Raw genomic sequence first — 13,972 nt, forward strand, 5'->3', positions numbered from 1 at the left:
TCAGGTTCGTTATATTTGATTCTATTCTGTGCGCTTCGTCACGATTGCTGGCTGCGTTAGTCGTCTATCGACGCTTCGGCTCCTTCCTTGGCTTGGAGCTGTGACTCCGCAGAAACACCCTCATCAGCCTTTGCTTCGAGATCCTCGAAGAAATTGTTCACGAGGCGCGTCGAGACGCTGCCGAGTGCGCGCTGTCCCATGCTTGCGATGAGACCCGATACGTTCGTTTGCGCACTCCAGTGCGCTGTGGTCGTATCGTCGCCATTGCTGTGGAGATTCATCTCTGCAACAGCGTCGAAGGAGTTACGAGTAGCATTACCACCAACCTCCATTCTCAGCGTTTCCGGCTCATCCGCCTGTGTGACGACCATGTCGACATCGAATGTCGGCTTAACGCTGCCAACACCAACGGAGATGACTGCCGCAAGTTCTGAGGGTGACTCCATTACGATTTCGTCACACCCAGGGGCACAGGCCGTCAGAATATCGGGGTCTGTGAAATAGTTCCAAAGCTCTTCGCGCGAATGGTTCGACGTAAATTCACCTTCGAATTCCATCATTGGTCAGTTTGAGTAGTAGTGGCACGTTCGTAGGACGTTTCGAGCGAGCGTCGAGTGTACTCGCCGGCCAGTTCTCGTTTGTACTCCGCATCAGCGTGCATCTCACCCTCTGGTTGGGCGGCGTCGATAGCGGCGCCAGCAGCAGCTGATAAACTCTCATCGGTCAGCGGCTCGCCTTGAATAGACGCTTCAGCTTCTGTGACACGGAGCGGAATGTCTGCGGCGTTCGCCAGTGCAACACGAGCTTCTTCGACGACCGGCTCGGACGCTTTCGGATTGTCGACTCGAATCGCAGTTGCCGCGCTAATCGTCGGCCACGTCTGGGCGGCTGCTTTCTGTTCGAGAAACGCCATCCCCGTTCTGTCGGCTGGAAACGGGTCTCGTCCAATGGAGACACCGGTGATGAGTTCATCTTCGCCGAGGTCAGTGAACATATACGCAATGAAATACTCCGTGGCTGGAACGGTTCTGCTGCCGTCAACAGAGGTGACGTGAAGGTCGCCATCGAGCGCTGTGAGAACCGTTGGATAGTTACCTGCTGGGTCAGCTTCACCGATGCTCCCCCCGAGCGTTCCACGGTTGCGGACGCTCGGCCCGGCGATTTGCTCCGCTGCTTGCGGAAACAGCGGCAACGTCGCTTTGAGTTCGGCCGAATTCTCGATCGTTCGGTGGCGCACCAAAGATCCGATCTCGACTGACGACTCAGTTACGTCGATGTACTCGATCTCTTCGAGATCATTAATATCGATAATATGATTCGGCGTCGCGAGCCGGTTTGCCATGATGATGCCAAGTGATTGATTACCCGCCATCAACTCGGCGTCGTGCCGGTGCGTCTCGAGGAGTGTTGTCGTTTCCTCGATAGTAGTGGGCCGGTGATACTGGAAGGGAGCGGGCTTCATCGGCTTCTCCCTCTACTGCTTTCCGAACGAAATACCCCAGTCCAATTGATAGCGTTACTCATGCGGACACAACGTCACGATAGTTTCACCGCGGATATAAGTGTTGCCGTAAATTGCTGGATCGACTGATCCAGTTGGGTGGTATTGATGTACCAGATGGGACGATACTGATTATCATTCACGCGTAAAATTGACAGTTCGATCGCCGCTCTCACGGATGACCGTCGTCGTTGCGGGATCAGTACGAGAGATAGGTCGCCCACGGTTGAGAACGAGTGTTCGGGGAGCACGTCGACGGAGCGCATCGAACGGATCGAGAGCGTCGTAGACGACCAGTGACCCTTCACAGCCCGGTGTTACTCCATAATCATCAACACCGACTATTTCGGCGTTCGCAGCAGTTAGCATTTCCCAGAGTGAGGAGACATCGGCATGGCCACTCATATGAGCGTAGTGGAGCAAGACGTACGCAGCATCGAGTTGATCACCAACGCCGTAGTGATACCACGGGTCCATGACCGAGTCGTGACCGATTCCAACGGTCACCCCGGCGTCCCGCAACTGATCGATGCGAGTGTGTCCCCGACGTCGTGGGTAATCGTCGTGTCGTCCCTGCAACACTGCGTTGTCCGGCGGATTAGTGAGGACGCTCACACCGCTCTCGGCCAGCAGCGAGATGAGTTTGTCGGCGTACGCGTTCGAGTACGAGTGCATAGCCGTCGCATGACTGGCGGTCGTTCGGTCACCGATGTCGCGCTTGAGTGCCTCGCTAGCGAGCACCTCTGTGAAGCGAGACTGCGGATCGTCGGTCTCGTCGATGTGAAGATCGAGCGGCAGATCGTAGCGTTCGGCGGCTTCGACGGCTATCTCAACAGAGGTAACGCCATCCTCGCGGGTGTACTCGTTGTGCGGGATTGCACCGATGACATCGACGCCCATTTCGACAGCGTCTCGGAACAGATCTTCGTGTTCCTCACGCGTGAGGAGTCCGTCCTGTGGGAAGGCGACTACCTGAAGATCAACTACGTCAGATACCTCCTCGCGCAGTTCTAACAGCGCCTCGACGCCGGTCAGCGTCTCCTCGGTGGTGTCTGCGTGGGTACGGACACGGGTGATGCCATGGCTTGCCAGCCACTCGACCGTCCGTTCTGCGCGCGCTTTCACGCCGTCGATGGTGAGCGACTCCTTGCGATCGGCCCAAACTGCGATCCCCTCGGAGAGTGTTCCTGATTCGTTCCACGACGGAGTGCCAGCGGTGAGCGTCGCATCGAGATGGATGTGTGGCTCGGTCAGTGACGGAGTGACGAGACGTCCTCCCGCATCGTGGCGTCGATCAGCTGCGTAGGCGCTGGTATCGGCCGTTCCCGCGGGCCGAACCGACGCAATACGCCCGTTCTCGATCGCCACATCGATCCGGTCACCGTTTAGCCGAACCGCGTCTGTAACGAGATAGCGTGCCATATCTCACGCAGTTGGGCAACCCATTTAGTGGTACTGCTGGGGCCTCCGGTAGATTTATGTCACACGCAAAATGTGTACTTTCTACATCATGAGTTCAAGTACCAAGGGCCTCATTCGTCAACTCGTCTTCGGTGACGAGGGATTGGCGGATCCGGACTGGCCAGTTGATCACGTTCCAAGAAGCGAACGCAAAAGTCTTCTGAGTATTTCGGCGGTGCTGTTAGGATTCGTCTTTTTCGCCGGAACGCTCTGGGCTGGCGCCGACGTAGGGGCTGCACTGGGTCTTTCGACGACACTCGCCGCGATGGGTGTCGGCTACGCCATTCTCGCTGTCTACGTCGCGGTCCTTTGTGCAATCGCGGCAAAAGCGGGGTTGACGACGGTACTGCTTGCACGCTATACGTTCGGTCGGCGCGGTGCGAAGTGGGCGGATCTGTTGCTTGGTGGAACACAAATCGGGTGGTTCGGGGTGACGATTCCGATGGTCGCCATCCCGACCGCGAAGTTCTTCGGTGTCAACGCACCGCAGTGGGTTGCTTTCCTTACGCTCGTATGGGGAACACTCCATCTTGCGACTGCGTACGTCGGTTACGACGGCATGGAACTCCTCTCGATGATCGCCGTCCCAGCACTCGTGTGCATCGGGTTGCTCTCAATGGGGATTGCTGTACAAGACTCCGGTGGAATCGACGGTCTATTCGCTGGTGGATCGACAGAGATGACCTTCGGCGCGGCTGTTACCGTCGTCATTGGCACCTTCATCAGTGGTGGAACACAGGCACCCAACTGGGCGCGATTCGCGGCGAACAAACGGGTCGCATTCTGGGCTGGTCTCATTGCTTTCTTGCTCGGAAATGGATTTCTGTTCGTCAGCGGTGCGGTCGGCGGTGCAGCGTACAGCGTTACGCCGGCTGGTGATCTTTACGAAGTCCTTGCTGCACAGGGGCTTGCAGGGGTTGGACTCGTGGCGCTCGTACTCAACATTTGGACGACCAACGACAACGCTGCATACGCGTTCGGAGTTGCGGGCAGCGAAGCGTTCGAATACGAACGGAAACGACCGTTCGTGCTCGCGGGAGGCATCATCGGTATTGCTCTCGCACTCCTCGGTGTCGCTGATGCACTCATTCCTTATTTGTCGCTCCTCGGACAGTACATTCCGCCCCTTGGTGGGGTTATCATCGCTGATTTCTTGTTCTGTTGGCGGATGAAGATTCCTCGAATGGAGGATGTCGAGTTCACGAATCTCCGAACGAGTGCCGTCACCGCCTATCTCTTCGGGTGTGGTATCGCTATGGTTACGGCTGGCTCGCTTCTCCCCGGTGTTGCTGTCCCACAACTGTTACCCGGAATGAGCTCACTCAACGGTCTTCTCGCTGGGGCAATTCTTCACGTCCTCTTCTTCTCCCTCTTCGAGGGGCGCGGCCTTGTTGCGAGCCACACTGTCGACAGCGACGCCAACTACTGCGAAAGCGAATAATTCGATTCTGCGGACCGTTTCAGTCGTTGCTCAGACTTCTCGCACTGGGAGTTCGATCTGGGTCGGATGATCGGCGTTGTGGTGGACCGTATTGGTCGCAGCACGATACTCTCTGTCTCCGTAGAGTGGGCCTCCCGTATTGTGGTTCACGTCGAATCGGGGGAAGTTTGACGAGGAGATGTCGAGTCGGATGCGGTGGCCGGGTTCGAACACGTTCGCAGTTGGATACGGCTCCATGTAGAATTCGTACACTTCGCCAGGGGTGATGAAATCCGGCTCATCACGGTAGCCGCGATAACGGGCACGACAAATCGTGTCAGAGAGGTTGAGCGCAAACCCGTTCGGGAACGCCTGATTTGGTGGATATTCGTCGATCAGTTTAGCCGTGAAATCCGTGTCCGGTGCGTCCGTCGCACCGTATACGCTGACTCGGATGGGTCCGGTGATCTCCACACGATCCGTTAGCGGTGGTGTCCGAAAGACGAGCACATCGTCGCGCTGCTCTAGTGGGCCGTAGGGCTCGTTTGCACCAAATGTGTCCTCCCGAGTGCGTTGGTCGTATCCGCCCCGTCCAGTGATGTCGAAGAGTTTCCGTTCTGACAGCGGATATTCGAGGAGATTCTCTTCACGCGGCTCGTACGTAATGTACGACGAGCAGTTGCCACCGATCGTCGGCACTGGATTTTTCGGATCGAACTCGTAGCTCGTCGTGCCTCCGCTCTCGGACGGCTTGTCGGTCGATAGCGTTCCGTCGTGGTGTGCGTAGTACGTCGTGTACTCGACATCGCTTGGAGGCCACTCGTCGGCAGCGTCCCACTCCCCGCCGTGGAAGAGTTGGTTGTTGCCAGTCTGTCGGCCATCACCGGTTCCCATTCGGAAATACTGAACTGTCGGCTGGTCGCTCCACGTCCCTTTCCCTTTCAGGTAGTGATCGAAAAAGCGGAGTCGAGTCTCTTGATAATCGCGTACTGCTTTCTCCCCGAATGCCACCTCGCCGGAGTACGATTTGTTCCACGACGGGAGCGGGTACGAGTTCCATCCGTGAGTCCACGGCCCCATCAGAAGGAACTGATCGGCGCTCTTTCGACCAGAGAGAGAGTCAAAGTTGTCACAGGTCGCCTTGGTGTACGAGTCGTACCACGCTCCGCTGTAGACGGTCGGAACGTCGGCCAGTTCGTCGTAGTATCGCTCGAAATTGATACCAGCGGACTGCCAGAGTTCGTCGCTTGCCGAACCGCTGGTCATGATATCGAACACCCACTCCTCGTAGTTCGGGATGTGACGAAGTGGCGATTGGCCGGGGCGGATGGGACTGTCCGCGAGCACGTCGCGGACATCGACATTGGCGAGGAGCTGTTGGATATCTTCATTCTCGAGCGCGCGTTTGGCGAATCCACCCCCGAGCGTCAACGCCCAACAGAGCCACCTGAGTTCGAACGCACCGTTGTGTCTAAACGTTGCGTGTCGACCATTAGCAGCTCCCTGATTGATGAACATCGCTTCGAGATGGGGCGGATCCTGCGTTGCGAGTGCGCTCTGGACCCACGCTCCGTAGGAGGTACCGAAGGTACCGACCTGTCCATCACAGTAATCGCGGTCAGCGAGCCATTCGACCGTGTCGTAGCCGTCCTCGGCTTCGTCTATGAAAATATAATACTCCCCCTCGCTCTCGAAGCGACCGCGACAGTCCTGAATTGCGACGACGTATCCTCGTTTGGCGTACCACTCCCCGTGTCGCTCCAGTCTGCCACGCTTGTTGTAGGGCGTCCGGTCTAACAGTGCCGGCTTCGGTGTATCGATCGGCTCGCCAGTCTCTCGATCAGCCGGTCGATAGATGTCTGTTGCGAGTCGCGTTCCATCGCGCATCTCGACAGGTACGTTCAGTTCGGCACGAACACCATAGCTCGACTCCGTGCTCATACAGCATGCAGCCTGACAACCGGCAAAAAGGTTCCCCTCCGTCTCGTTTAATGAACGTTATTTGGAACACAAAATTTGCGGTACGTTTATCTCGTCGTTCTCCTACTGTGGTGGTAGGCGTGGTTGTCACCGTCACACATATCACGGCACGACAGGACGCATACTTTCAGAGGAGATAAGAATGGATGATAATGGACAACACAATGAGGATGACACAGTAGACACGGATTCTTCGGATGATGATGCAATCGGTCCGATAGAGGAGTCAGAGTTCGTCGAGTATGGTATTGAGGACAAGCCACCGCTGGCAGAATCGATATTCCTCGGTTTCCAGCATTACCTGACGATGATTGGCGCGACGGTAGCGATCCCGCTTGCACTCGCGGGTGCATTGGGAATGTTGGAGGCTGCTCCGGAACAGGTCGGGCGCCTCATTGGTACGTTCTTTATTGTTTCGGGAATCGCAACGCTCGGTCAGACGATCCTCGGTAATCGATACCCAATCGTACAGGGCGGAACGTTCTCGATGCTCGCACCGGCTCTCGCAATCATCGGCGTCCTTGGAACACAGGGCGCTGACTGGCAGACAATGCTCCTCTATTTACAGGGGGCAGTTATTGTCGCTGGCCTCACGGAGATCGTAATCGGATACACTGGCGTCATGGGATGGATAAAACAGCACATGGGTCCAGTCGTCATTGCCCCGGTTATTGCGCTCATCGGACTCTCGCTGTTCAACGCGCCACAGATCGTAGATCCAAACTTCAGTGCCCCCGGAACGGGACAGAACTGGTGGCTTCTCGGGCTGACGCTGGCGCTTATCATCCTGTTCTCGCAGTATCTCGATCAGTACTCGCGTGCGTTTCGACTGTTCCCGGTTCTCCTCGGCATCTCTGCTGCGTGGATTATCGCTACAGTCCTTTCGGTGGGTGGCGTTTTCTCGGCTGATTCGACGAGCTTCGTCGATCTTGGATCAGTGCTGTCTGCGTCGCTCATCCAGCCGGTGTATCCCTTCCAATGGGGAGTTCCCCGGTTCGAATTGGCGTTTGCCATCGGTATGATCGCAGGAATGCTGGCCTCCGTGATCGAGTCGTTCGGTGATTATCACTCCGTTGCGCGCATGGCCGGTCGCGGCGCACCGAGTCCCCGGAGGATCGATTACGGCATCGGAATGGAAGGAATCGGAAACACCCTCGCTGGTGTCATGGGAACAGGAAACGGTTCCACCTCGTACACCGAGAACGTCGGTGCGATCGGTATCACGGGCGTTGCCTCGCGCTATGTCGTTCAGATTGGAGCCATCGTCATGATCATTGTTGGCTACCTGGGCCCGGTTGGACAACTGTTTGCGACCATCCCTGCCCCCATTATTGGCGGACTGTACATCGTCATGTTCGGTCAAATTGCGGCTGTCGGTCTCTCACAGTTGAAGTACGTTGACCTCGACAACAATCGCAACGTATTCATCATCGGATTTGCTCTCTTCTCTGGACTCGCTGTTCCGGCATACATGAGTAATATCGGTCAGGGTGTCGACGCTGGCGCATCGACCGTGTTCCAACAAGGACTGAGTCAGGTTGCACTCATCGGACCAATTCTCGGATCAGACGTCATCGCAACCACACTCTTCGTTATCGGATCGACTGGAATGGCCGTCGGTGGCATTGTTGCGTTCTTCCTCGACAACACTATCGATGGTACCCGTGAGGAACGTGGTCTCGCCGAATGGGAGAAGATCACCGAAGACGACAGCGAGTTCCAATCGTTCTTGCAGCGATGGCGCAGCAGCGATGATGAGACCACCCCGACAGGAGCAGACTGACTCTCGTCGCTCGAAACTGTTTGGGTGTTGGGCAAACGCCTCCCCGCAACAATGAGGTACATTCGGTTCATCTCTTCTTTGTATGCCAGTGACGACGCGGCGGGACCAACTTGAGTATCATACCGACCTCCGTTCTGGAGGCTGGCTCGGTATCGACGATGATGCACTTGTCATTGTCCGCGAGTCAGAAGAGCCACTCTCCGTCCCGCTCGATGATATTGCTGAGGTTACCGCTCAAGATATCGATCTGTTTCTGGTGGTTATGAGCGTTACACTCGTTGGATTTGGTCTGTGGGCAACGTCACGGAACGTCGTCGGAGGACTCGTATTTGCGACGATTGGACTCGGGAGTCTCTATCTCACCTACCGGAAGCGCAATCGCTTGACGATCTCTGTCGCCGGTCGGCCAAAGCCGCTTCAGTACTATCCCGTTGACGCCGAATCGACCTACGCGGCAATCAACGACGCACTCCATGAGGGTGTGTCAGAACATTCATAGAAAATATGATTCACTACTATGCCAGCTCAACTGGTACTATTAAGTATGATTAGGTGGAGTACTGCTGTATGGCGGACCAAGCAGATCTGCGTGTAGTTAACGCACGAGTCGTTACGCCGAGTGGCACCCAGTTTGGAGGCGTCGCTGCGCGCGACGGAGTGATCACTGGCGTTGGAACTGACGAATCACTCCCCGATGCAGAGCGAGAGATCGACGCTGCCGGGAACTATCTCATTCCGGGCTTCATCGATCCACACGTCCACTGGGGTCTCTCACGATACGAATTCGAGGACTATCACGAAGGACTTGCTCACGACTTCGAAACCGAGACGCGGGGCGCAGTCCACGGCGGAGTGACGACTGTTGTCAACTTCCTACTCCAGCGGGAACCATACCTTCCAGATATGGAGTTCTTCCGGGACGTCGGAAGCGAGAACTCCTACATCGATTTTGCGTATCACGCAATCGTCCATCAAGACCACCACGTCGAAGAGATTGAAGGGCTCGTCGATGCGGGTATTCGATCGTTCAAGGTGTTCTTTAACTGGTATAAACACGCATCGCCAGAGCTTGGCATCGACCACTCGGACGCCGGGCGGGTGTATCGAGTGCTCGATACCGTCTCTGATGTCACGAACGGAGTCGTCATGTTCCATGCAGAGAATGAGGATCTCGCGTACGAACGTCGTCAAGAGCTTCAGGAAGCGGAGCGAAACGATCTCGAAGCGTGGACCGAAGCAGCACCGAACATCTGTGAGGCAATGCAGATCGAGCAGATTGGTCAGCTAACCGAATACACCGACTCTCGAGCGTACATCGTTCACATGAGCACCGCCGAGGGTGTCGATATCTGTGAGCGCTTTCAGGAGCAGGGTGTCAATCTCCACGCCGAGACGCTCCCGGCGTTTCTTGCCCACACGAATACAGACGACCTCGGCGTTTGGGGTAAGATTTCTCCACCGCTGCGAACCGAGCAAAGCAAAGAACGCCTCTGGGAAGGACTGCGTAACGGTGTCGTCGATTATCTTGGCACCGATCACTGCCCGCACAAAATCGAGTTCAAGGAGAAAGGTGAAGGAAAATACGGCGATATCTGGGATGCGATTCCGGGGGACAACAACGGTATCGAATATTTCCTTCCTGTGATGATGAGCGAAGGAGTCAACAAGAACCGACTGAGCATGGAACGCGTCGTAGAGGTCTGTGCAGAGAACAACGCAAAGCGGTGGGGTCTCTATCCGCGCAAAGGCGCGCTTGTCGAGGGATCTGACGCGGATATGGTTATCGTCGATCTCGATAAAAGCCGCGTTGTCGACGACTCGTTCTATCACACGATGGAGCCTCGCTATTCTACGTTCCACGGACAAGAACTCACAGGCCTTCCGACACACACGATCGTCGATGGTAGAGTGGTCGTTGAGGACGACGAGCTGCAAGTCGATCCCGGTGGTCGCTCTTTCCTCCCACGACACGAAAACGGTGTGCCAAAACGCTGAGGCACTCTGTGGCTGCGTTCTAACGCGCTCGTTTCAAAAACCGAGACGAACATCAACGGAGGTTGTGGTCTGTGAAACCAGCCACAAATTTCGCAGTAGCTGCCGGTGCAGTGCTTTCTGTGTTGGCTCAGTGGGTCGGCGACGCAATCAAACGAAAGAGTGCGTTCCTGATCGATTCGTGTATTAATCTTCGAATCGACAACCGTCACGGTGTGATCGTTATTGTTTCGCCATCAAATGTTGTGAGTGTAAACCCGTCGAATGAATCACGAAGGTTCGATAGTTTTCCTCGCCCGTTGAGAAGGCTGATTGCGACCTGTTCGCCGAGTTTGAGTCCGTACGTTTTATCACTTCGATAATGGATACCGGCCCAGTTTCGGGCATTCGCTATGTTCGCTGCGAGTTTATTGAGCTCACCCCGCACAGTCAGTTCTTCGTTCACGTCAGAGAGCAGTTCGGTTCCGTCTGCAGACGGGCGCATCGGCTCTTTGAATGTGTGTGATTCATCGAAGTACGCTTTCAGAATCGTCACGGAAGCGCCTGCAACAGTCGAGTGGCCAGCCACGTAGGACGGATGCAGAGGACACCCCTCTGGGTATGCCTGTGGTAGCAAATAATTACAGTACGTATCGTATATCCGATCGAGCACCGGTGAATCGAGCAGTTCCTCGTGGATCGGATAGGACGCATTTCCAGTACAGTGGTTGTGGACACGTCCACCGAATGCTTCGGGACGGAGGCGTTTGTGGACGATCCATTTTTGATACCACGCAGCACTCTGTGCAACGTCGAAGCAGCTATTTGTGGCGTCGAGTGCGTCCCAAAATCCGAAGTTGAGCAAGGGTGTGACCGGATCGTCCTCATCGTATGGTATGTTCGGGTCCAGTGAGACGCCATTGCCAACCAGAATCGATGCGGCGTTTAACATCGCTGCTGCGGCTTCATACGCCTGATTTGGCAAATCATTGTGAACGTACGTTGCAAGCGCACGTCCGTTATGGATGTAGCGGCGCGTTTCCTGATATGTTTGCTCTCTTTTAGGATCCGCCCCCCGCTGGCTCGCGAGCCATTCATCATACTCGGTGAGGTAATCTAGTCCCGGCGAGGCTGATTTGACTTTCTGTGCGATTTCGAGGGCACCGTGGGGAATGGGTTGGCAGAGAAACTGCGAAAGGTACGGTCCGGTTCTGTTTCCGGCTGGGACCCCCCGGAAAATGACATCTGATGTGACTGCTCCGTTTTTTGTTGGTCCATCGTAATCAGAGAAGGTGGACAAATCTTCAGCCGCAGCCGCTATGAGCTCGTTTTCTTCGTATTGGTAAAACGGAACGTCACGACAAAGAGCCATCCAATACAGCTCAGCAACTTCAGCTGCACTCCGAGCGCTCGCAAACGAGGGCGCTGGTGGCGCTGTTCCCTGATGAGAGTCAATCCCAACCAGTTCGTAAGCGTATGCCGCTTGTGGTTCGACGAGTTTTTGCTCTCCTTTGCCGAGAGGAATTTGTTTGAAATCCTGTGGTCGCCCCGTCTTAAGTGCGTGCTGGAGAGCGGCATACGCGTCGAGATCGACCTCCCCTAACCGGTTGTGAGGAAGTCCTTTCGTGAAGTCTGCGATTTTCTTATCGTACCGTTTGTGATCGCCGTTTGGGGTCTGTTCTGGAAGTCCTTTACTCGGGGCCAACACTTCATGAGCGATCTCTTTCCGTAGCTCGTAGGCTTTTTCAAGCCGATCTTGGGTGGAACTCCGACGCTCAGTGGAGAACGTCGGTACTGCACTCGCAGTTTGGGATCCTATCGCAGTTGTCCCAAGCCCTGCTAAAACTGTTCGGCGTGTTATGTCTTTGTCTAATACTTGCTTAATATATTCCATGGCTCCCAAGTATGAATTAATGACTTCAGAGATTGTTATGGGGTTATTAGAGGATGTATATGAGGTTATTACGGTATTCAGCCTTTCACTAAAAAATTAGTCTGTACATAATGTAACTTCATTTGGAACGTCGAAAATACACTGCACGGTACGGGTTTTGCACAAATATACAAGCCGATTATCGGATTTCTGGCGTCCAAACCTGTGAACACAGGGAAATACTTCCCTCGCGGAATGTAACCCACTGCACAACAGCAATTGTTCCAATACAAATTGCACCGACTCCAATGAGTCCCGCTTCCGGTCCGAACGCTCCACCAGTCAACAGTTGAGGACCAGCCTGTTCGGTCGCAATAACCGTCACGGGGAGTTGCAATCCACTGACAGAGAATCCATAGACGGTTGTTTGGAAGAAATTCCACGAGATATGCAGTCCGATCGGTATTCCCAGTTCGCCTGTCAGCACGTAGCCAGACGCGAGCATGATTCCCCCGAGTGTGATCACAAACGTGCTCGTCGGTGTCGCATTCGGATTGGCAATGTGACCGATACCAAAGATAGCCGAAGAACTGATCACAGCAGCCCCAACAGCCACTTTTGGGGTTATCCACCGAAACCAGCGGAATCCTTCAGCGAGATTCGTCAACAGGTAACCGCGTAGTAGCAGTTCCTCGCTAATCCCAACGAAGACAAAGAGAAGCGCCGAAACGAGGAAGGCACTGGCAAAGGGGATTTCTGATATGGTTTGAAAGTAGCCGGTTATTCGAATCCAGCCAGCCGCGAGCTCAACCACGAATATCGACGTCATGAGCAACCAACCGAGAACGAGACCGAATCCGAGATCGAGCCACCACGCACGCGAGAGATGGAAACCAAAATCCGAGAACATACGTCGATCGACAAACCGACCAACGACGTAAGCAAATATAAAAAATTGGAAGAGTTGCACAAACTGAAGGAGTAGTAGACGGCCGACTCGTCCGAATGGTTCAAGATGTAAACCAACGAAGACAGGGAGTAAGAACGGTTGAATCAAAAGTTGTGTCCCGAATGTGAGGATTCCGAACACAACTATGGCAGCGAGTAGTCGCCATGGCAACCGAAGTCGCCGCTCCGTCCTATTCCAGACGATTGACTTTACTGGATAGGTCATCATTCAGACTATTCCACGATATCGGTATTAACTCTCTGGTTCGAAATGTCAATCTCGAATGGATAGATGTCGAGCGTTGATAGCGATGGCTCATCTGATCGAATCAGTCACAGCGTGCGACGGCACGGACTGGACTCCCATCGCCGTCAGGAATAGCCAGTGGAAACGCGAGAAGTTCGAACTCACGAGCGAGCGCGGTGAGATTAGTGAGATTTTCGACAATCCGGCGGTCGGTAGCGAAGAGAGCATCGTGTGCTGGATAGCCATCAGGCTCGCTGTCGCTCTCACGGGTTTTGTCTACGCTCGGCGTTGGATCGGGGCTGAAACAGTCAATACCGACACTGTAGCCGTGGTCAGCACACCACGTAGCAGCGTCTTTATCGAGGTACGGATGATCCCGGTACGCGTCAGTTCCCCAGTGTTTGCTCCATCCCGTATGAAGGACGAGTAGGTCGTTGTCGCTGGGTTCTGGAAGGTCTGCAACGGTGATTGGCTCGCGGGAAGCTTTCCCGGTGCAATCGACAATCAATGCGTCAAATGTAAACAAAGAGACATCGAACGCATCGAGGGTTCGACCGTCTGCAATCATGTGGCTGGGAACGTCGATATGAGTCCCTGCGTGGGTCTCCATCTGGAGGTTGGTGACGTGAGCACCATCACGCTCGACAGTCGCAGACGGTTGGACTGAGACGGAGTCACTCCCGGGATAGACCGGCATCCCGGTTTCGATTCGATGAGAACAGTCTATAAGAGGCACGCGAGGTGAAATGCCTCGGTCCACAATAGCGATAACGATTTGTTTGTAGTGA

General features: G+C 54.9%; 11 protein-coding genes. 4 read left to right on the forward strand and 7 right to left on the reverse strand.

Translation table 11 applies throughout. From position 1 onward, the window contains the following. Nucleotides 1-56 precede the first annotated feature (56 nt). From MW898_RS04815 to MW898_RS04825, 3 genes are all read right to left on the reverse strand, one after another. Nucleotides 57-560, reverse strand: coding sequence for an SRPBCC family protein (locus MW898_RS04815; RefSeq protein ID WP_248905054.1), 504 nt, complete (start codon nt 558-560; stop codon nt 57-59). After that, nucleotides 557-1,462, reverse strand: coding sequence for an FAD binding domain-containing protein (locus tag MW898_RS04820; RefSeq protein WP_248905055.1), 906 nt, complete (start codon nt 1,460-1,462; stop codon nt 557-559). Before MW898_RS04820 ends, MW898_RS04815 begins: the two co-directional genes overlap by 4 nt. Nucleotides 1,463-1,636: 174 nt before the next feature. Further along, complete coding sequence (locus MW898_RS04825) at nt 1,637-2,923, reverse strand: cytosine deaminase (RefSeq protein WP_248905056.1); 1,287 nt, start codon at nt 2,921-2,923, stop codon at nt 1,637-1,639. A gap of 88 nt (nt 2,924-3,011) precedes the next feature. On the opposite strand from MW898_RS04825, the gene codB reads away from it, so the two are divergent. Then, entirely contained in the window at nt 3,012-4,403 is a 1,392-nt protein-coding gene (codB, locus tag MW898_RS04830; protein ID WP_248905057.1) for a cytosine permease, read from the forward strand. A 30-nt stretch (nt 4,404-4,433) separates the two neighbouring features. On the opposite strand, the gene MW898_RS04835 is transcribed toward codB, so the two are convergent. After that, nucleotides 4,434-6,323, reverse strand: a complete 1,890-nt coding sequence (locus MW898_RS04835; protein ID WP_248905058.1) for a CocE/NonD family hydrolase — start codon at nt 6,321-6,323, stop codon at nt 4,434-4,436. Between the two features lie 181 nt (nt 6,324-6,504). Between MW898_RS04835 and MW898_RS04840 the strand changes: the two genes are divergently transcribed. From MW898_RS04840 to MW898_RS04850, 3 genes are all read left to right on the forward strand, one after another. Beyond that, complete coding sequence (locus tag MW898_RS04840) at nt 6,505-8,145, forward strand: uracil-xanthine permease family protein (RefSeq protein WP_248905059.1); 1,641 nt, start codon at nt 6,505-6,507, stop codon at nt 8,143-8,145. A gap of 82 nt (nt 8,146-8,227) precedes the next feature. Beyond that, on the forward strand, nt 8,228-8,644 hold the full coding sequence (locus MW898_RS04845; protein ID WP_248905060.1) for a hypothetical protein: 417 nt from the start codon (nt 8,228-8,230) through the stop codon (nt 8,642-8,644). Between the two features lie 68 nt (nt 8,645-8,712). After that, complete coding sequence (locus MW898_RS04850; RefSeq protein WP_248905061.1) at nt 8,713-10,140, forward strand: dihydroorotase; 1,428 nt, start codon at nt 8,713-8,715, stop codon at nt 10,138-10,140. A 205-nt stretch (nt 10,141-10,345) separates the two neighbouring features. On the opposite strand, the gene MW898_RS04855 is transcribed toward MW898_RS04850, so the two are convergent. The 3 genes from MW898_RS04855 to MW898_RS04865 all read right to left on the reverse strand — a co-directional run bounded on the left by MW898_RS04855 (nt 10,346) and on the right by MW898_RS04865 (nt 13,920). After that, complete coding sequence (locus MW898_RS04855; RefSeq protein ID WP_248905062.1) at nt 10,346-12,010, reverse strand: vanadium-dependent haloperoxidase; 1,665 nt, start codon at nt 12,008-12,010, stop codon at nt 10,346-10,348. A 178-nt stretch (nt 12,011-12,188) separates the two neighbouring features. Next, nucleotides 12,189-12,899 carry a CPBP family intramembrane glutamic endopeptidase gene (locus MW898_RS04860; protein ID WP_248905063.1) on the reverse strand — a complete coding sequence of 237 codons (711 nt, stop codon included), beginning with the start codon at nt 12,897-12,899 and terminating at the stop codon, nt 12,189-12,191. Between the two features lie 367 nt (nt 12,900-13,266). Beyond that, entirely contained in the window at nt 13,267-13,920 is a 654-nt protein-coding gene (locus MW898_RS04865; RefSeq protein WP_248905064.1) for a cyclase family protein, read from the reverse strand. Nucleotides 13,921-13,972 lie beyond the last annotated feature (52 nt).

It is taken from the genome of Halocatena marina, assembly GCF_023276375.1.
In the GTDB taxonomy this organism is placed as follows: Archaea; Halobacteriota; Halobacteria; order Halobacteriales; family Haloarculaceae; genus Halocatena; species Halocatena marina.

What these genes read in the sequence shown, in the direction of transcription:
- MW898_RS04845 (WP_248905060.1), top strand. Translation starts at nt 8,228, where the DNA reads ATGCCAGTGACGACGCGGCGGGACCAACTTGAGTATCATACCGACCTC.
- MW898_RS04820 (WP_248905055.1), bottom strand. Translation starts at nt 1,462, where the DNA reads ATGAAGCCCGCTCCCTTCCAGTATCACCGGCCCACTACTATCGAGGAA.
- MW898_RS04815 (WP_248905054.1), bottom strand. Translation starts at nt 560, where the DNA reads ATGATGGAATTCGAAGGTGAATTTACGTCGAACCATTCGCGCGAAGAG.
- MW898_RS04860 (WP_248905063.1), bottom strand. Translation starts at nt 12,899, where the DNA reads ATGTTCTCGGATTTTGGTTTCCATCTCTCGCGTGCGTGGTGGCTCGAT.
- MW898_RS04835 (WP_248905058.1), bottom strand. Translation starts at nt 6,323, where the DNA reads ATGAGCACGGAGTCGAGCTATGGTGTTCGTGCCGAACTGAACGTACCT.
- MW898_RS04825 (WP_248905056.1), bottom strand. Translation starts at nt 2,923, where the DNA reads ATGGCACGCTATCTCGTTACAGACGCGGTTCGGCTAAACGGTGACCGG.
- codB (WP_248905057.1), top strand. Translation starts at nt 3,012, where the DNA reads ATGAGTTCAAGTACCAAGGGCCTCATTCGTCAACTCGTCTTCGGTGAC.
- MW898_RS04855 (WP_248905062.1), bottom strand. Translation starts at nt 12,010, where the DNA reads ATGGAATATATTAAGCAAGTATTAGACAAAGACATAACACGCCGAACA.
- MW898_RS04850 (WP_248905061.1), top strand. Translation starts at nt 8,713, where the DNA reads ATGGCGGACCAAGCAGATCTGCGTGTAGTTAACGCACGAGTCGTTACG.
- MW898_RS04840 (WP_248905059.1), top strand. Translation starts at nt 6,505, where the DNA reads ATGGATGATAATGGACAACACAATGAGGATGACACAGTAGACACGGAT.